Here is a 19,654-nt window from a genome sequence, read left to right on the forward strand (position 1 = left end):
CTTTCTGTACCATCTAAATATCGTTTCACCGCTTGGATTTTTTCTTTTGAAGAAAATTTAGCCATAAAAAATGCACCTCCAATTGTTAGACTGTGTCTAACAATTGGGGTGCACTTCAGATTAGAGGGCTTTTATTTTGTCGTTATGTGTCGGTAAGTCGATATATTTAAAAAATCGCCTATATAATTTCATTTACCGTTATGCAACATAAAAAAGAGCTATTCTCAAATGATGGGAATAGCTCTTTTTCTTATGCAACTTTCTCTTCTGAAGCAATGCCGCGAATTTCATCAGCAGAGCGGATCGGATATTTACGGAAAACAATAGATCCGATGTATCCGACAATAGTGGTAACGATTCCGCATAGTACGGCAGCAATCGTTACTTTTATAACGTCATTAAATCCGAATAGGACAAGAAGACCTGGAATTGGTGATGCTGTTCCAGGTGCATTATTAACAAGCTGGAATAGCGATGTAATAATACCAGCAAGTGCACCGCCAACGAAATTTGTCATATAGATTGGAATTGGATTTGCTGAGACAACATCGGCTTGTGTTAAAGGCTCGATTGCTACAGCAATTGTATCTTTCTTTGAACAAATTTTTAATCGTTTAAAGAAAATAAAGTTCATCGGGGCTGAGGCTGCAACGGCCAGACTAGCAATTGCCATTGGTAAACCTGTTAATCCAAGCATTGCAGTTAGTGCCATAGAACTCAGTGGAGAGGTAGAAATAACTGTTATTAATCCACCAAGCATAATACCCATAATGATAGGACTTTCTGTAGTTGCAACTGAAATCATAGAACCGATTTTACCGAGTGTTGCGTTAACGAGCGGATCCATAAGCATTGCCATTCCGCGTGAGATTGGTGCAGCGATAAATAGGATTGCTAAAAATTCCACACCAGCTGGTAATTTCTTTTCGAGAAATTTCACGACGAAGGCACAAACGTATCCAGCGAAAAATCCTGGTAAAATACCGAATCCACTAGTAGCGATACCAATTAAAACAGCGTATACGGGGGAAACACCGATTGCTAATGCGACTAAAATCGCTGCTGCGACACCGCTCATACTACCGGAAGCTTCTCCTACTGATTGTAAAAAGTCATTATGAAACATTTCTCCACCTATATAACGGTGAAATGCTTCAATAAGAAAACTTGCAATTGCTGCATTAGCTAAAGCGCCCATCGCCTTCATTCCGTAAGGCGCGCGGTAACTGAAAAGTGTAAATAGACAAAGTACAACGAGTAATAGTGCTAAACCTTGCAAGATAGCCATTTGAAAACTGTCTCCTTTGATTTTTGTAATAAAAATTCGTATCATTCAATAATAATATAAAAGTGTATGAAACGGAAAAATTTTTTCTTGGGAACTTGCTGTAAGAAAAAATCCCTTACAATAATGTAAGGAAAGTGTAAGACTTTTAGATAGAGTATAGTATGCTCTTTTCCGTATAATACAAGTATAGATATAATACTAGCGAGAAAGAAGTGCAAACAGGAGGTTCATGTATGAAATTGGTAATTAAAGTTTTAGCTGTATTCGCCATTATTCTAGGTGGAACAGCGTATTATTTAAACACAAAAACAGAAGGTGTACATGCTTTTGTAGACAACTTCTTTTCAAATAAAGAAATACAAGATTATTATGCGGTTGTAGATAAAGGTGAGAAAAAAGACGGTGAATATTTGTATACATTTAAAGGGTATACAGAGGACGGAAAGCAACAAATTATTAAAAGAATGGTAAATCGTGAATTGCATGCAGGTGCTTTTATAAAAATTTATGCAAAAGGTATGCAAGGAAAAGGATGGGCTGAAATAACGAAAGAGTCAATACCGCAAAAAGCGTTGGAAAAAATAGAAAAACCATAAAAGGAGCGACTCATTCGCTCCTTCTTTAGTGCGTTAAAATAGTGATAGATGTCTTTTCTTTGTTAGAAATAATTTTTGCACTTCCACCAATTGGGGAAGTGAAAATCGGAGTTGTATGCCCGAAACTTGCGTTTGCAATGATAGGAATATGTGCAAGTTCAGGTTTTGAAGCAATCATTTCTTGAATGTCTTCTATCGTACATTCTGCACCTTTTTGCATCTTTCCTATAACGATTCCCTTTATGTATTCAAAATCTTGCTGCTGCATAAGGGAATGTAAATAACGATCAAAAGTTTTAAGAGTAGATGTTCCAGTTAAACTATCTTCTTCAATAAATAAAATTTTGTCCTTTAAATTTGGTATATATGGTGTACCTTGCAGTAAGTTAAATGTGCTCATATTGCCACCGATAATATCTCCCGTAGCTTCTCCTTCATGAATTGAAACGTATCCTTCATTTTTAATAAATTCTCGATTTTCCTGATCTATATACCAAGAATCATCGCTCCACGTTTCAGCCGGAACGATTTCAATAGGCTCATTAGCGGTTAAGCATTGTAAAAAGTAATCGGCTGTATACTCGAGTCCTTTCTCCATTCCAAATGAAGAGAAATGGGGTCCTGAATATGTAACAAGTCCTGTTTTTGTGTAAATTGCATTATTTAAGGCAGTAATATCAGAATAACCACAGAAAAATTTCGGGTTTTCACGAATTAAATCGTAATCGAGATGTTTTAATAAACCATTTGAGTTGTATCCGCCAAGTGTAGTCAAAATAGCTTTTACATTAGGATCTCCAAATGCTTCATGGAGGTCTTGAATGCGGGAAGAAGTAGAAGAGGAAGCAAATCGATCTATCTCATCGGCATATTTTGAGAATGTAACTTGAAAGCCCATGTCAGTTAATCTTTTTATAGCAAGTTTTCTATTTTCATTTGAAACAATACTTAAACTACACGATGGGGAAATCACTCGTATTTCATCGCCTTTTATTAATTTTGTTGGTATCACTAAATTCACCTCTATAATTAAAAGAATATTTAGATTTAAAAAACATTTTATCATATGAAATAAAGTATAAGTGAATTATTTTTTGAAATGGAGTTTTCCTGATTTTTCAGCAGACAGACAGAGTCTTTTTTTGATATGATAGGAAAAGTGATTTATTATAAGTAGTATTTAATATCTATAACATTTGAAAGGTGTGCAAGACGTGGAGAAACAACTTGCAGGCTTGCCGGTACACGTTCATTTCGTAACAGAAATCCGTGAAGGGGCGAGGAAGGAAACCGTTGCTTTTGAAGCAAATGGTCAATACTATGTAAAAGGTCAAGGTACATATGTAACATTCCAGGAGCCGAACGAACAAGGCGAAGTGAAAACAATTATTAAAATTCAAGATGAACAAGTTCTCATTATGCGTTCAGGTGCTGTTTCTATGCGTCAGACGCATGTGAAAGGTGAATGGACAACTGGTACGTATACGAGTGAACTTGGTACGTTTGCATTGCAAACAAAGACTGATAACGTTCTTTTTAAATGGTCGGATGAAAAGAAAAAAGGACAACTCTTCTTAACTTACGCATTGCTTCTAAGTGAACAAGAAGCTGGCAGATATACTATTACAATTAATTTGAAGGAGGCAAAATAATGAATTCCTTAGAACAGGTAAAAGGATTGATTAAAGAAGAAATTCAGGCTGCTGTATTAAAGGCAGAATTAGCGACAGAAGAACAGATTCCAAACGTTGTATTAGAATCTCCAAAAGATAAAACAAATGGTGACTTCTCTACAAATATGGCAATGCAACTTGCACGCGTTGCAAAAAAAGCACCTCGAATGATTGCAGAAGAACTAGTTGCAAACTTTGATAAAGCAAAAGCTTCTATTGAAAAAATCGAAATCGCTGGTCCTGGTTTTATTAACTTCTATATGGATAATAGCTATTTAACAGATTTAATTCCAACAATCGTAAACGCTGGTGAAGCTTACGGTGAAACGAATACTGGTAAAGGTGAAAAAGTACAAGTTGAGTTCGTATCTGCGAATCCAACAGGTGACCTTCACTTAGGACATGCACGTGGTGCGGCAGTAGGTGACACTTTATGTAACCTATTAGCAAAAGCAGGCTATGATGTATCTCGTGAGTACTACATTAATGATGCTGGTAACCAAATTCATAACTTAGCTCTTTCTGTTGAAGCTCGTTACATGCAAGCTTTAGGCTTAGATAAAGAAATGCCAGAAGACGGTTACCATGGTGCGGATATCATTGGAATCGGTAAACGTTTAGCTGAAGAATTCGGCGATCGTTATGCGAAAGCTGATGAAAAAGAAAGCTATGAATTCTACCGTGAGTACGGTTTAAAATATGAATTAGCAAAACTTCAAAAAGACTTAGAAAGCTTCCGTGTTAAATTTGATGTATGGTTCTCAGAAACATCACTATACAAAAACGGAAAAATCGATCAAGCTCTTGCCGTATTAAAAGAGCGCGAAGAGATCTTTGAAGAAGATGGAGCAACTTGGTTCCGTTCAATGACTTACGGTGACGATAAAAACCGTGTATTAATTAAAAACGATGGTTCTTACACATACTTAACGCCAGATATCGCTTATCACCGTGATAAATTAGAGCGTGGTTTTGATAAGTTAATCAACATTTGGGGTGCTGACCACCACGGTTACATTCCTCGTATGAAGGCTGCTATTCAAGCACTTGGTTACGATAAAGACACGCTTGAAGTAGAAATCATCCAAATGGTACAACTGTATCAAAACGGTGAAAAAATGAAGATGAGTAAGCGTACGGGTAAAGCAGTTACACTTCGTGAGCTTATGGAAGAAGTAGGCGTGGACGCAATGCGTTACTTCTTCGCAATGCGTAGCGGTGACTCTCATTTAGACTTTGATATGGACTTAGCGGTATCAAAATCTAATGAAAACCCAGTATACTATGCACAATATGCTCATGCTCGCGTATGCAGTATCCTTCGTCAAGGCGAAGAATTAGGATTAGCTGCAGATGGAGATGTGAACTATAAACTTGTTACTTCTGAGAAAGAAGTAGAGTTACTGAAAAAACTTGGTGAATTCCCAGCTGTAGTTGCGGATGCAGCACAAAAACGTCTGCCACACCGTATTACAAACTATGCATTTGAATTAGCAGCAACATTACACAGCTTCTACAATGCGGAAAAAGTATTAAACCAAGATAACTTAGAATTAAGTAAAGCTCGTTACGAGTTAATGAAAGCAGTACGCACTACACTTCAAAATGCATTAGCAATCGTAGGAGTATCTGCACCAGAAAAAATGTAATGAAGAAAAGCGGAAGCGGCTCGTTTAGAATAGGAGGGGGATGGAGCTCCTGACAGAGAGGCGTACTTTGCCTCGGAGGAAGGCGCGAAGCCACCGAGTATTCTAGCCGCTGGAACTGGACAATAAAGAAAAGCGGAGCCGACTGTTTAGTCCCGAAGGCTAAGGTTCTTTCCCACAGAAGATGCATTTTATCTTCTCGTGGGGAAGGTTCTTAGACAGAAGGGGGCTAGGAGGCAGAGCTGGACATAAAGAAAAGCGGAAGCGGGCTTTCGTTTTTAAATAAAAGGCAATCACACGATGTTGTGATTGCCTTTTTATGTGGAGATAATAAAAAAAATAAAATTTTATCAAACAAAAGGGGAATTTGCGTCGTCTTATGTAAATGTTAGGAGGCTTATGATGGAAGAAAAGATAGAAGAATTAATTGATATATATAAGAAGCAAATATATTCCTTATGCTATAAATTAGCGAAAACGAAAGAAGATGCGGAAGATATTTTTCAAGAGACGTGGATAAAGGTTTTTTCATCAAGGCACCAACTTTCTTATGTGGATAATTATAAAAAGTGGATTACTACAATTTGCGTTCGTACATTTTATGACTTTTACCGCAAGAAGAAAAGATGGAAAAATCGCGTATTAGATTTATTTCATAAAGAAGGTGGTGGAGAAGTAGAGTTTGTAGATGATGTGAATATATCAGAGGAAATCATTCAAAAGGTAGAAGCCAAAATGATACGGGAAGTTATACAGTTATTAAATGAAAAATATAAAACGGTACTCGTACTCTATTACTATGAACAATATTCTTACAAGGAAATGAGTGAAATATTAAATATACCAATTGGTACGGTAAAGTATCGGCTTAATTATGGGAAAAAGAAAATGCGAGAACATTTGGAGGGGTTCGTTCATGAGGGAAGATAAACTTGAACAGAAAATAAAGAGCAGTTTAGCAGGAGAGATAATACCAAGCGAAGAGCTGATCAATAACACGAAGCAGGGTGTGCGAAAGGCTCAGAAGTTAGAGAAGAGGTGGCTAATTAGTATTCATGCCATTTGGATTGTTTTGTTAACAATTGTTATAGAACAATTTATCACTCATTTGGATCATAAAATTCCTATGCTGATAGCAAGTGTGATTATGATGCACGTATACATTCCGATATATGTTGTAATACAGTCATTTTTAAAGAAGGAGTATAAATTACATGATAGAGTTCGCTAATCCATTTGTAGTATTTGAGATAGCTGGAATTACAATGTTTTTGGCTTTTATAGCACTTTTAATATGTGTTGCATCATGGGTATATACAGATGCTAAAGCACATCAAATGAGCAAAGGATGGAGTATTTTAGCAGTTATATTGCCATTCTTTATTGGATTTTTATTATATATGGTAAGAAGAAGTAAAAAGAAGGTTGAAGGAGAATGTAAGGTGAATTTTGTTAAAAAACAGAAAGTAACATTAGTTGCGATATTGGCAAGTACAATGTTTGTATTACTTAGTGGTTTTACTTTTGCACAAACGTTAGATGATGCGTGGAGAGCAGGAGATATATATTTAGAAAATGAGAAGCAAGGGAAAACAAGTTACGAGGCAAAATTCTCATCATGGGATATTGCCGGTAAGGATATCAAATTTCAATATGAAAAGGATACAGAAGTGACATTTTCTTATGAGACAGATGCAAAACGAGGAAACTTATGTTTTAGTGTGTATGAAAGACAAGGAGAAGGTATAAAAGAGTTAAAGGAAATTTGTGAATCGAAAAAAGGTACTTTTACAGTTACTTTAAAAGCAAATGAAGAATATGTATTGAATATAAGCGGATTAAAAGTAAAAGATGGATTTGTAAAAGTGAATTGGGAAGAGAAATAAAAGGGGTCCTATAAAGGACCTCTTTTCTATTGAATAGTATAAGTAACAGAAAAACTAACAGGACTATAGTAAACGTAAGGTGCATGAAATTGAACATACATATTTCCATCTGTTTTTGCAGTGAAAATTCGGCCGTAACCATCAGAATAACGTCCAATAAGGTTATGATTTGAGTCATAAACACTGTAACTAGGAGTTTTGCTGTTAGGATGAATTGTTAGTTCTTGTCCTTTTTGAAGGAAAATAGGTTCTTGTTCAGAACTACCTCCAGTTTGCAAAGAATAAAATTTTGTAAAGCTTTGTTCTTGAGCGGCAGCAGCGACTTTTGTTTCAGGGATAAACGCAGTAGCTCCAGTAATTCCTGCTAAAGTTAATGCACCTGCTAAAATCATTTTTTTCATAATAGAAAAAGCCTCCTTATTAGTTGTAATCGTTTTTGTTACAATTAATATTGTATACGATAATGGGTAGGATAAAATATGCTTTTATGCATATATATTTTTTCTCAATAAAAGACCACTGATAAAATCAGTGGTCTTTTAAATGATTAAGCAGCTTTCTGTTCAGTTTGAGGAACAGGTTTTTGAAGCGAGTTATAAACTCCTGTTCCGATAACGTCTAATGCCATTCTCATTCGTTCAGGCGAAATGTTTTCTAATACGTTATCTTGAGGTGTATGGTATACCTTCTCAATATGATAGATTAATGGATTCCAACTATCGACACCCATCCAAATGAATAGAGCAGCAGGAATACCAGCTTCAGCAAATGGAACATGATCACTAGAACCGAATTTACCTTGTAGGACGAGTTCATTATTTAGTTGTTTACCTGCTTGCAAGGCAGCGTCTGTTACAAAGTTTGTAGAGCCATCAGGTGTCATAGCGTATAAATTCTTTGCTTTATCATAATTTGTTGCAACCATGTCGGCGTTAAAGACACCTAAAATACGGTCGCGTTCTTTTGGGGATAGACTATTCACGTAATAATCCGAACCAAGTAATCCAGTTTCTTCAGAACCAAAGGTAATAAAGCGAATTTCTTTATCAGTTTCTACATTTTGAAAAGCACGAGCTAGTTCTAATACTAATCCAGTTCCAGAAGCATTATCATTTGCGCCAGGTGCTCCGACAACACTATCATAGTGCGAGCTTACAACGACTGCTTTTTCATTACCTGTACTCTTTTTTGGTTTCTTTTTGGCGATAACATTTAGAGATGTTAATTTAGATTCATGTCTCGCTTTTAGGGAAAGAATTGTTGTCCCTTTTTTAGCGATTTCTTCTTTAAATGCATTTCCTTGTGCATAAGCAAGGCCAAAGACAGGGATAGATTGCTTTTTCGTTAGGCGGGGATTGAAGGTTTGTCCATAATTTCCGCGTCCGCCAATTAAACTGTATAAAAGAACACCTTTTGCACCTTTGCTAATAGCATTTTCAACTTGTTTATTATAGTCTGTAACTGTCGTTCCTCTTTCAAATAAAACAATTTTACCGTTTACTTCATTTGGAATATCTTCTAATTTTGTACCACCTTGAACAAAGATAAGGGGAGCTGTAACAGCTTCTGTAGAAATTAGTGCATTAGGAGCAGCACCAGCTTGCCAAGTACGTTTTGTTGATAGTGGTGATTCAATGAATCCAACGTATTGATCGGGCACCTGAAATGGTTGATATTCTACGTCATAGCCCATTGATTTAAGCTGCATACCAATGTAACGAGAAGCCCATTCTTCAGATTTTGTCCCACCGGGGCGAGGACCAATTGTTTCAGACAAGAAACGAACATGTTCAATCGCGCGGTTTGGATCAATCTGTTTTGTAATAGATGGAGTTTGTGTAACCTCTGACGTGGAATCCGCTTTCGCTTGCCCGATTGGAGCTAAGCTAACAGCGAGTGATACAGCAAGCAAAGAGCTTACTATTTTTTGTTTCAATGATTTTCTCATTTTTTCCTCTCCTATTCTTCTATTCTCTCTGACTGACAAAAGAAGACGGATAATGACTTTATTTTACCTTCGTGCCTTTTGTTTTTCAATATTCTGACATTGAGAAATAAAAACGATATATGCATATTTGCATATTTTTGAGGGAGATATGTATGCTATCATTTTAAACGAAGGTTCGCTTTCTACTCTGAAAGCTCCTACATTGCATGAATCTAGTGTACCCAAACTTTAGATTATGTAGAGGAATGGAATCACTGTAGGGTTTCATTTCTCATGTTTGAATCAGTTGATGGTAATTATGTTTCCGCATTTCATAATTATTATCAGTGATATATGTAAGGCATCCATATGAAAATAAGAGGCTGTTCAAAGGTTTTCCGTACTTTTGGGCAGCCTCACCCCGTTAAAAGGACGATACTTTATGTATCGTCCTTTTTGTATAAAAAAACATCCAATCAATTGAGAGATTGATTGGATGTGAAAAAATTATTAATAATTTTTTTTGCGTTTTGTAGCTAAAATACTTAATAATCCAGCTAGTAGAAGAACGATACCTACTGTTTGTGTAGGGTCTTCTTTATGACCTGTATTTGGAAGGTGTTTATCCGTATTTTGATCATCTTGCTGTTTGTTATCTGTTTTATTCGATGTTTCTTCAGAAGTTCCGTTTTCGTGTTTCTCAGATGTTTCATTGCCTTTGTTTTCTTCTTTATTTGGAGGAGTAACTGGCTTGTCATCTCCACCTGAAGAAGATTCAATTTTTTTATTTGAAACTGTAATTTGTAGTGGTGAAGCTTGGGCTTTTTCAATAGTAAAGCTTATTGGTGATGCATCTAATTGATAGCCTTCAGGAGCTTTTGTTTCCACTAGTTGATAATTACCAGGTTTCAAATCATTTACGATTAATTTACCATGCCCATCTGTTTTTAAACCTTCTCGTACTACTTTTCCATCTTGGTCTAAAATATTGAAAATGGCACCTTCAAGTGTTCCGTGGTGATCAATATCAACTTTAGTTAACTCAATTGAACCTGTTGTTAAACTATTTAAAGCTGTAACAGAGGTAATTTGAGATTGTCCTTTCGTAATTGTGAAAGGAATTGGTTTAACGTTTAAATCATAGCCAGTCGGAGCTTTCGTTTCAATGAACTGATAATCTCCCGGACGTAAATCAGAAACAGAAATCTTCCCATCTTTATCAGTAGTTAAATCTGAACGAGCATCCTTGCCGTCCATATCTACAATTTTAAAGATAGCCCCTTCAAGAGTAGTACCGTCGATGTCATCAACTTTAGTTAATTCAACTGTGCCCTTAGTTAAGCTATTCGTAGCAGTAACAGAGGCGATTTTTTCTTGGCCTTTTTTAACTGTGAACTTAATAGGTGTTTCGTTTAAGTCATAGTGTTCAGGAGCTTTTGTTTCGATAAACTCATAGTGTCCTGGTGGTAATTCATCAATGACTAAACGGCCGTTTTTATCAGTAGTTAAATCGGTACGGACGTCATGCCCATCCTTGTTAACAATTTTAAATACTGCACCTTCAAGTGTTGTGTTTTCTTCAACATCATCAACTTTAATTAACTCCACACTACCTTTCGTTAAGCTATTAATAGCTGTAACGAAGACATGCTTTGTTTGACTTCTTTCGATTGTGAATTTAATTGGTTCTTCATTTAAGTCGTAATGTTTAGGAGCTTTCGTTTCAATAAATTGATAGTCTCCTGGCTGTAAGTCTTTCGCGATGATTTTTCCGTCTTTATTGGTAACTAAATTCGTACGAATGTCGTTACCATTCATATCAGTAATTTTAAATACCGCACCTTCTAGCATTTCTTTCTTATCTATAGAGTCAACTTTAGTTAATTCCACGCCACCTTTTGTTAGGCCATTCTTAGCAGTAACAGAAACGGGAGATAGTTGACTTCTCTCGATAGTGAAGCTGATAGGTGTTTTATTTAAATCGTAATCTTTCGGAGCTTTCGTTTCAATGAATTGATAGTCTCCAGGGCGTAAGTTTGTAGCAGTAATCTTACCATCTTTATCAGTAGTTAAATCCGTGCGAACAATTTTACCATTCGCATCAATGATGTTAAACACCGCATCAGAAAGTTTTGTATCTGGATTTATATCATCCACTTTTATTAATTCTACAGAACCCTCAGTTAAGCTATTTGTAGCAGTAACTTGGAGCTTTTCTTTTTGGCTTTTCTTAATTGTAAACTTAATAGGTTTACTATCTAATTTATAGTGTTCAGGAGCTTTCGTTTCAATAAACTGATAGTCCCCAGGGCGTAAATCAGAAACAGAAATTTTTCCATCTACATCTGTTGTAAGCTCAGTGCGAATGTCGTTACCATTCATATCAGTAATTTTAAATATCGCATCTTTAAGAGCGGTACCATCTACATCATCCACTTTAGAAAGTTCCACAGCGCCTTTCGTTAAGCTATTTGTAGCTGTAACGGAGATAGGATCAGCTTGGCTCTTTGTGATTGTGAATGGAATTGGCTCTTTGTTTAAATCATAGTGTTTCGGAGCCGTTGTCTCGATGAATTGATAATCACCAGGACGTAGGTCAGAAACGCTAATTTTACCTTGTTGATTCGTAACAAGCTCTTTGTGAATTACGGTGCCATTCATATCCACAATTTTAAATACTGCGCCTTCAAGAGTAGTGCCATCGACGTCATCCATTTTAGAAAGTTCCACGCCGCCTTTTGTTAAACTATTTTTCATAGTAACGGTAGCAATATCTTTTTGGCTTTTTTCAATTGTAAATATAATTGGTTTTTTGTCTAAATCATAGTGTTCAGGAGCCGTTATTTCAACGAATTGATACGTACCAGGACGTAAGTTTTCGATAACGATTTTACCTTCACTGTTTGTTTTTAAATCTGTTTTAAGTACTTTGCCATCTTGATCTAGTAAATTAAATACCGCATCGGCAAGTTTTGTTTGATTGTTTAAATCATCAACTTTAAGTAATTCGATACTACCTTGTTTTAAGCTATTTGTAGCAGTTAAAGAAATAGCTTTCTTCTGTCCTTTTTCAATAGTGAATTTGATTGGTGTTTCATCTAAAACGTAATGCTTCGGAGCTTTCGTTTCGATGAATTGATAATCACCAGGACGTAGGTCGTTAATTTCGATTATTCCTTGTTCATTTGTAACAAGGTCTTTATGAACTACATCACCATTCATATTAACAATTTTAAATACTGCATCTTTAAGAACAGTGCCATCAACATCATCTGTTTTAGAAAGTTTAACTGCACCCTTTGTTAAAGCATTTGTAGCAGTGACATGAAGAGTTTCAGTTTGGCTCTTTTTAATTGTAAATACGATAGGTTTTTTATCTAAATCGTAATGTTCAGGAGCAATTGTTTCAACGAATTGATACGTACCAGGACGTAGATTTTCAACAACAATTTTACCTTCATCATTTGTTTTTAAGCCTTCTTCAACCAACTCTCCGTCTGCATCTAATAAATTAAATACGGCATTAGCAAGTTTTGTATTTATATCAATATCGTCAATCTTTGTTAGTTCAACGCTACCGTTTTTTAAAGCATTTTTGCTTGTAACATTGATCTCTTTCGTTTGACTTCTTTCAATTGTAAATGGAATCGTTGTTTCATCTAATACATAGTGCTCAGGAGCTTTTGTTTCAATGAACTGATAGTCTCCAGGGCGTAAATGAGAAACAGAAATTTTACCGTTTTTATCTGTAACAAGATTCGTATGAACTTCCTTACCATTCATATCCACAATCTTAAAGATTGCACCTTCGAGCATCGTACGATCGATGTCATCGATTTTTGTTAATGTTACTGCACCTTTCTTTAAACTGTTAGTAGCAGTAACAGTAATATTCTCTTTTTGACTTTTTTCGATAGTGAACGGAATAGGGTCTTTGCTTAAGGTATAGTCTTTTGGAGCTTTCACTTCAACAAATTGATAGTCTCCAGGACGTAAATCAGAAGCAGTAATTTTACCGTTTGTATCAGTCGTTAAACCTTTGCGAATTACCTTTTTAGTATCATGAGCGTCAACGATTATAAATTCTGCACCTTCAAGAGTAGTGCCATCAACATCATCAACTTTTGTTAAAGTGACGCCACCTGTAAGTAAACTGTTTTTTATAGTAACAGGGATAGGAAGATCTTCCTTACTACCTTTTTTAATTGTGAACTTAATAGGTGTTTTGTCTAATTTATAATGTTCAGGGGCTTTTGTTTCGATAAATTGATAATCCCCTGGTGCTAAATCAGGAATAACTAATACTCCGTGACCATCTGTTGTTAAATCTTTCATAATTTCTTTGCCAGTTGTGTCTTGCAATGTGAATACAGCGCCGGCAAGAGCTTTACTACTTTCCACATCATCTTCTTTAATAAGTTTAACTTTTCCTTTCGTTAAACTATTCTTGAAAGTAATAGGGATGAGTTTTTGTTGGCTCTTTTCAATTGTAAATTCAATAGGTTCTTCATTTACATCGTAATAAGTAGGAGCCTTTGTTTCGATTAGTTTATAATTACCTGGACGTAAGTCTTGTACTACTAATTTACCGTCTTTATTGGTAGTAAGTTCCGTACGAACATCCTCGCCTTTGTCATTAATTATTTTAAATACCGCACCTTCAAGGGTTTCCTTAGCATTTACATCATCAACTTTTGTTAATTCAATACCGCCTTTTATTAAGCTGTTAGTAGCAGTAACGTTAATAGCAGTTGCTTGACTTACCTTAATTGTAAATTCAATCGGTGTTTTATTTAAGGCATAATGCTCCGGAGCTTTTACTTCGATAAATTTATAGTTACCTGGACGTAAACCAGTAGCAATAATTTTACCTTCCTGATTCGTAACTAATTCTGTACGGACATCCTCATTTTTGTTATTAACAATTTTGAATACGGCACCTGTAAGTGGAGTGCCATCAACATCATCGATTTTTATTAGCTCAACATCGCCTGGTAGTAGACTATTTTCAGCTGTAATAACAATTGGTGTTTTTTGACCTTTTTCAATTGTAAATTCAATTGGTGTTGATCGCAGTTCATAATGTTCAGGAGCTTTCGTTTCAATAAATTTATATTTGCCTGGACGTAAGTCAGAAGCTTTAATAGTTCCGTTTTTATCGGTAGTTAAGTCCGTACGCACGTCTTCGTTTTTTTCATTAACGATTTTGAATATAGCTCCAGCAAGAGGAGTCTTTTTATCAAATTCGTCGATTTTTAATAACTCAACGGCACCTGTTGTTAAACTGTTTTTTGCAGTAATTGGAATGATACTTGTTTGACTTTTTTCAATTGTAAATGGAACTGGTTCTTTATTTAACTCATAGTATTTAGGTGGTGTTGTTTCAATAAATTGATACTCACCAGGCTCTAAATCTTCAACGGTTAAAGTTCCATCTTTTTCTGTTTTTAAGTTTGTACGCACGTCTTCGTTCTTGTTGTTAACAATTTTGAATACCGCACCTTCAAGAGTAGTGCCATCAACATCATCAACTTTTGTTAAAGTAACACCACCTTTAATTAAAGTGTTTTTTGCTTTAATAGAAGCAGCTGTAGTTTGGCTTTTTTCTATTTCGAATAGGATAGGTGTTTTGTCTAATTCATAGTGCTCAGGAGCTTTTGTTTCGACAAATTGATATTTACCAGGACGTAAATCTTTTGCTTCGATTTGTCCATGTTCATTTGTTGTTAATTTCTCATATCCAGGAATATTTTTTCCGTTGCGATCTTGAACAGTAAACTCTGCCCCTGCTAAAGTTTTATTATAATTATCCACTTTTGTTAAAAGAGCAGATCCTTTAGTTAAACTATTTGTCGCAGCTAGATTTACTACTGTTGTTTGATCTATAGAGATAGTAAACGGAATAAGTTTGCTATCTAATTGATAATGCTCAGGAGCCTTCGTTTCTTGTAAGTAGTAAGTTCCTGGTTTTAGTTTATCTATAATAATTTGTCCGTTATTATTTGTTGTTAATTCTTTGTGTTCTGGAATTACTTTTTTATCTTTATCCAGTAGTGTGAAAATAGCGCCTTGTAGTGTTGCGTTTTTGTTCAGGTCATCAGATTTTGTTAAAACTACTTTCCCGACAAATTTCTTATTTGCAAGTTTATATGTTGTAGTCTCTTGTGTACCAAGTTCAACAATTTTCCCTTGTTTTAAATCCCAGCTAATTACATAGCCTTCAGGAGCCTTTGTTTCTTTTAATAAATATTTATCACGTTTTAAATTATTAAATTTAGCGATACCGTCTTTGTCTGTTGTAATTTTACGGATAACAGTTTTACCTGTACGATCGTATAAAGTAAATTCTGCCCCAGCTAATAGTACGTTCTTATTGTCGTTATCTACCTTTATAATTTCAAGGTTTCCACGACCTTTGGTAGCAGATCCTCCACCTGAACCAGAAGACATTCTCACTTCAATTGTTTCAGTAGTTTCTGTGTTTTTAACTGTCAACTTATTGCCTGTGATTTTCGCTTTATTACTTACTTTTTCTTTATCGTCTGCATTAATAAGTGAGCGATATTCTAAAATATAAGCTCGATCAATTTTTTTCAAGAAGGCAATTTCGAAATGTTGCTTTCCGGTATTATTGTCTGTTGTTATTTTGAGTTTATAGTCTGTTCCTTCTTTTAATTCGTTTACTTTATCGTTTGTTAAATTTCCATATGGATCAACAGTTGTAGGATATAAGTGGAATGAATCTTCCACAATTACCTGATTTTCGGTTGGGTCATCTGTTACAACCGCATCCGCAATGGTTGATTGGCTTTCGTTAATTGCGATACTCCAATTAATATAGTTGTCGTCTTGCACAGCTTTTTTAGTAACAAAGCTGCCACCTTTATTTACTTGAGTGTCACCTGTAAGGGTGTTTACAATTTTAGAGCCATCTTTTAAATCTGCCTCATTTTTGTAGGTACCTTGGATAAGTTCGCCATCAAGGCTTGTTTTAAAGATAATATAGTAGGGTGAATTAATTGATTGTTTGAAATGAACCTTTAGGGTGTTTTTATTTTTCTCTGTAGGTTCTTCAAGTTCATATTTCTCAGTTGGTACAGCATTACCAGGTTGTGCATTATCAGGATTTCCATTTAAAATCATGTCGCGCACTTCAATGGATCCAGGAACTAACTTTTGTTTATCTTGTATTACGTCTATAACGTAAGGATCTTTAATCTCAACGTTATTATAGTTAAAGCCTATTATCCAAGTAATTTCCTTCGTTTGGGCGTTATAAGAACCGTATTTATAACCATTTGCCTTTGTGAAAGTATCAGGATCGAAATTAGCTTCAACTTTATTTGATTGTGGATTAGAATCCGTATCTATCCAAGATAGGTTACCTGTATTTTTAAATGAAGTTTTACCACTTTCTAGCTTTGTATAATCAAAGTCTGTCGTATATTTTACGACTAATGTCTTTGTCATATTAGACTGATATGTACCTATAAGAGTAATTGTAAAGCCTTTATCTGTTGCATCTAAAACATAGTCAGTCCCAGCTTGAAGGATATAATTTCCGTCTTTAATTTCTAGTTTTTTATCTTTTAATTGTAATCCACCGTGATCAAAGGTGTCCGTAATGATCGCTTTGTTTAATGGATAGTTGTTATTATTTACTATAATTGTCCAAGTTGTTGTTTTGTCTTTATAATTTGTTTCAGCTTTATTATTAGATTTAATAATATTTTGCTGCTTGAAGCTAGCTTCATTTTCTTTACTTGAATCATTATCAGCTGTAACTTTATTTTTTACTTTTCCATCTTCTATAACTTTATTAGTTGGCTTGGTTTTATAGGTAATCACATAAGCACTATTAATATCATTGTTAAACTGTAAATCGAATCCATTCTTCTTGTTACTTACAGTGTAATTATTAACAGCGTCACCTGTTACAAGCGTTCCTTTTTCATTATATGAAGCGTTTTTTACAACAATAGAATTTGCATCTAGTTCGTGTGTATCGTCAAAAATATCTTTTAAAATCGCATCTGCTTTTTTGATCTCTCTTTGATCACCATTGTAAGTAATTGTCCACTCAATTGTTTGCGTCTTTGGATCATATTTACTTGTTTTATTTAAGTGTGTACCACGAGAAACCGTTACAGTAGAGCTTGCGTTTTGTTGCTTTTGATTATCACTCGTTATCGTAACGTTATTTCGGAAACTTTTAATATTTTCATCAGTAATTTTTGTGGCATATTCGATTTGATATGCTTTATTGATAGAATCTTTAAAAGCAATCTCCAATTTTGAGCCATCTGATGAAATAATATTGTAATCTGTTGGCTCAGCTTCTGCACCACGCGTTACATTCCCATTAACATCAACTTCTAAATAATAAACTTTAATAGAATCTTTATTTAAGTTTGTACCTTGTGGAATGCTATCTTTAAAAATAGCGTTTTTAAGGGTGTCTTGCGTTTTGTTCATCTCTACTTTCCAATTAATTTCATTTGTATTAATTGGTCTATCAGGTAATCCTTTTTTATTCGTAGCTGTTTGTACATTAGGCTTAAAGTCAACTGTAATAGAAACATCCTTATCTTTAATCGGGAAAGGAATTTCTTGTGTTGTTGTACCTTTAATTTCAGCTCTATTAAATTCTGTCTTTAATTGTAGGTTACCAGCAACATCTGGATGCTCTTCAACATAATCGTTGAATGTCATCGTGACTTTTCCATCTTTTGTAACAGTAAAATTACCAATTTGATGGTTTTCACTATCATATAAAGGACTGTTAATTGTATTGTAAATCTTAAAATGTTTAGGAAGATCAAAAATATAGTAATCTCCATTTTTCACATTCATTGATTTTAAAAGTTCCCATGTAAACTCAATATTGGCAGGGGAATCTGTACTTGGACGGTTATCCTCTGTAAATGGTTTTCCGTCTTTATCCGTCAACTTTACACCGGTTAAAATGTTTGTTGTTATTTGCTTTGGACCTGAATTTGTATTCTCAGCAGGGTCGCTTGCTAGCTTTTGTTCTGGATTGTCAGTAGCAATTTTAGCTGCTAGGTTTTGTTCCGGATTATCAGTGGCAGTTTTAGCTGCTGGGTTTTGTTCCGGATTATCAGTGGCAGTTTTAGCTGCTGGGTTTTGTTCCGGATTATCGGTAACAGTTTTAGTTGCTGGGTTTTGTTCCGGATTATCGGTAACAGTTTTAGTTGCTGGGTTTTGTTCCGGATTATCAGTAACAGTTTTAGTTGTTGGATCTTGCTCCGGATTGTCAGTAACAGGTTTAGCTACTGGATCTTGCACTGGTTTATTAGTATCCTGTTTGGTGCCATCTTCTTTAGAGTCTTCTACCTGAACAGGAACTGATATAGGCTGAACCATTGTTCCTAAAGGAAAAGCGATTTGAACTGATTTTTCCCCAGTTTTTAAAGTTGAGTTAAACACGGTATCAACTTTAATTTTTCCTTTAGCGTCTTTCAAATTTTCTACTTGATCATTAAATATTAATTTTAATTTATTATCTTTAGCTGTTATAAAATATTGACCAATATTTTTTTGATCTGTTACTAAATCCCCTTGCAAATCTTTAGATACTTTTAATGCAAGTGGTATTTGAACTACTGCTGTATCATTTGCGTGTGCAGCTTGTTGATCCTTTATTGACCAAGCGTATTCTACTTCAATGGTTGATCCTATCTTTACTAAGTTGCTAGGATTTTTTGCTTCGTCAATAATATGATTCGTTGCATCTTTCATTTCAACAGTGTCAAATAAGGAATCTCCTGTTAACGTTTCCGCTCTTACTTGATTGTATGGAAAACTAGCAAGTTGCGAAAATAGTACGAATACAATTAAACATACATTAAAAAGTTTTTTCATTTTTCCTCCTCTGAACATTCATTTGTCCATTGGGGACTTATTCCACATGAACAAATGGAATATTAAAAGTATTTGTTATAAGCTATTTACTTTTGTTATCCCTCCGTTTCTATACGCGTTCTCAGACAAACAGGATTATGTTCAAAGTAAAATTGTTTAACGTAAAACAAAATGTATATTTACACAGTTCTATGGAAATATACACAATTCGACAAAAAATGTCGAAAAAAATACTGATATAAAGAATGATATCAGACCTTCATATGTGAGATAGTTTTCATGTATATCTAGTAAAAAAGAATGGTTATAAAGGTAAGTTTTACGATACATACTAACCAAGGTAGTGTATCCCTTTGTGAAGGCTTATTTTTGCCTTAAAGTTATGTGGAAATAAAAATCTAGATAGGGTTGGTTTTGGTCAGAATGAAGACAATATGTACTTTGAAAATAGTCATTTATTTTGTCTAAAGAGAGTTGTGCGATTAGTGGACCGAAGTTGAAAGATGATAGTTTCTTACATTGTTAGAGAGATATAAGGATTACAGAATATTCGACTAACACGTTACTACGGTCATTTTTGAGCCTGTTTAAACAATAAGAAAGAAGGTGTTTTACTCCTTAGTTACAATATCTTTTTAGTAAAGATAAGCTTAAGTAACCTCCGCTAAAGATTATATACTTAAATGATAAAGAGTTCAACAATAGTTCACATATTTTCCCAAAAATAAAAAACGGCTGTTTTATGTGGAATAAATC

The 19,654-nt window shown here is 34.8% G+C and carries 11 protein-coding genes; 6 read left to right on the plus strand and 5 right to left on the minus strand.

From position 1 onward, the window contains the following. Positions 1 to 250: 250 nt before the first annotated feature. Positions 251 to 1,288, minus strand: coding sequence for a PTS sugar transporter subunit IIC (locus CGQ22_RS09115; protein ID WP_000996307.1), 1,038 nt, complete (start codon positions 1,286 to 1,288; stop codon positions 251 to 253). Positions 1,289 to 1,521: 233 nt separating this feature from the next. On the opposite strand from CGQ22_RS09115, the gene CGQ22_RS09120 reads away from it, so the two are divergent. Then, a complete protein-coding gene (locus CGQ22_RS09120; RefSeq protein ID WP_000779931.1) occupies positions 1,522 to 1,884 on the plus strand; it encodes a YxeA family protein in 363 nt (120 codons plus the stop codon). A gap of 25 nt (positions 1,885 to 1,909) precedes the next feature. Here CGQ22_RS09120 and CGQ22_RS09125 read toward each other — a convergent pair whose 3' ends face one another. Further along, positions 1,910 to 2,896, minus strand: a complete 987-nt coding sequence (locus tag CGQ22_RS09125; protein WP_089148593.1) for a S66 family peptidase — start codon at positions 2,894 to 2,896, stop codon at positions 1,910 to 1,912. A 202-nt stretch (positions 2,897 to 3,098) separates the two neighbouring features. Here CGQ22_RS09125 and CGQ22_RS09130 point away from each other — a divergent pair, with 202 nt between their 5' ends. The 5 genes from CGQ22_RS09130 (at position 3,099) to CGQ22_RS09160 (ending at position 7,089) form a co-directional block, all read left to right on the plus strand. Continuing rightward, on the plus strand, positions 3,099 to 3,536 hold the full coding sequence (locus CGQ22_RS09130) for a YwiB family protein (RefSeq protein ID WP_000414867.1): 438 nt from the start codon (positions 3,099 to 3,101) through the stop codon (positions 3,534 to 3,536). Next, positions 3,536 to 5,206, plus strand: a complete 1,671-nt coding sequence (argS, locus tag CGQ22_RS09135) for an arginine--tRNA ligase (RefSeq protein ID WP_001086444.1) — start codon at positions 3,536 to 3,538, stop codon at positions 5,204 to 5,206. Before CGQ22_RS09130 ends, argS begins: the two co-directional genes overlap by 1 nt. A 399-nt stretch (positions 5,207 to 5,605) precedes the next feature. Continuing rightward, positions 5,606 to 6,133 (plus strand): RNA polymerase sigma factor, encoded by a 528-nt coding sequence (locus CGQ22_RS09150; RefSeq protein ID WP_139032809.1) that lies wholly within the window; start codon positions 5,606 to 5,608, stop codon positions 6,131 to 6,133. After that, positions 6,120 to 6,434, plus strand: a complete 315-nt coding sequence (locus CGQ22_RS09155) for a hypothetical protein (RefSeq protein WP_001206381.1) — start codon at positions 6,120 to 6,122, stop codon at positions 6,432 to 6,434. Before CGQ22_RS09150 ends, CGQ22_RS09155 begins: the two co-directional genes overlap by 14 nt. Next, positions 6,418 to 7,089, plus strand: coding sequence for a hypothetical protein (locus tag CGQ22_RS09160; RefSeq protein ID WP_000568891.1), 672 nt, complete (start codon positions 6,418 to 6,420; stop codon positions 7,087 to 7,089). Before CGQ22_RS09155 ends, CGQ22_RS09160 begins: the two co-directional genes overlap by 17 nt. 26 nt (positions 7,090 to 7,115) lie before the next feature. On the opposite strand, the gene CGQ22_RS09165 is transcribed toward CGQ22_RS09160, so the two are convergent. The 3 genes from CGQ22_RS09165 to CGQ22_RS09175 form a co-directional block, all read right to left on the minus strand. Continuing rightward, complete coding sequence (locus CGQ22_RS09165; protein ID WP_000738221.1) at positions 7,116 to 7,490, minus strand: hypothetical protein; 375 nt, start codon at positions 7,488 to 7,490, stop codon at positions 7,116 to 7,118. Positions 7,491 to 7,636: 146 nt separating this feature from the next. Then, positions 7,637 to 9,037, minus strand: coding sequence for a M28 family metallopeptidase (locus CGQ22_RS09170; RefSeq protein WP_001232220.1), 1,401 nt, complete (start codon positions 9,035 to 9,037; stop codon positions 7,637 to 7,639). A gap of 489 nt (positions 9,038 to 9,526) precedes the next feature. Beyond that, positions 9,527 to 18,898: a SpaA isopeptide-forming pilin-related protein gene (locus CGQ22_RS09175; protein WP_139032808.1), complete on the minus strand. Its 9,372-nt coding sequence runs from the start codon at positions 18,896 to 18,898 to the stop codon at positions 9,527 to 9,529. Between the last annotated feature and the right edge of the window lie 756 nt (positions 18,899 to 19,654).

The sequence above is a fragment of the Bacillus sp. M13(2017) genome (assembly GCF_002218325.1).
Classification (GTDB): domain Bacteria; phylum Bacillota; class Bacilli; order Bacillales; family Bacillaceae_G; genus Bacillus_A; species Bacillus_A thuringiensis_K.

Coding starts and splice junctions, on each gene's coding strand:
- CGQ22_RS09115 (WP_000996307.1), bottom strand. CDS start 1,288: ATGGCTATCTTGCAAGGTTTAGCACTATTACTCGTTGTACTTTGTCTA.
- CGQ22_RS09120 (WP_000779931.1), top strand. CDS start 1,522: ATGAAATTGGTAATTAAAGTTTTAGCTGTATTCGCCATTATTCTAGGT.
- argS (WP_001086444.1), top strand. CDS start 3,536: ATGAATTCCTTAGAACAGGTAAAAGGATTGATTAAAGAAGAAATTCAG.
- CGQ22_RS09150 (WP_139032809.1), top strand. CDS start 5,606: ATGGAAGAAAAGATAGAAGAATTAATTGATATATATAAGAAGCAAATA.
- CGQ22_RS09155 (WP_001206381.1), top strand. CDS start 6,120: ATGAGGGAAGATAAACTTGAACAGAAAATAAAGAGCAGTTTAGCAGGA.
- CGQ22_RS09160 (WP_000568891.1), top strand. CDS start 6,418: ATGATAGAGTTCGCTAATCCATTTGTAGTATTTGAGATAGCTGGAATT.
- CGQ22_RS09165 (WP_000738221.1), bottom strand. CDS start 7,490: ATGAAAAAAATGATTTTAGCAGGTGCATTAACTTTAGCAGGAATTACT.
- CGQ22_RS09170 (WP_001232220.1), bottom strand. CDS start 9,037: ATGAGAAAATCATTGAAACAAAAAATAGTAAGCTCTTTGCTTGCTGTA.
- CGQ22_RS09175 (WP_139032808.1), bottom strand. CDS start 18,898: ATGAAAAAACTTTTTAATGTATGTTTAATTGTATTCGTACTATTTTCG.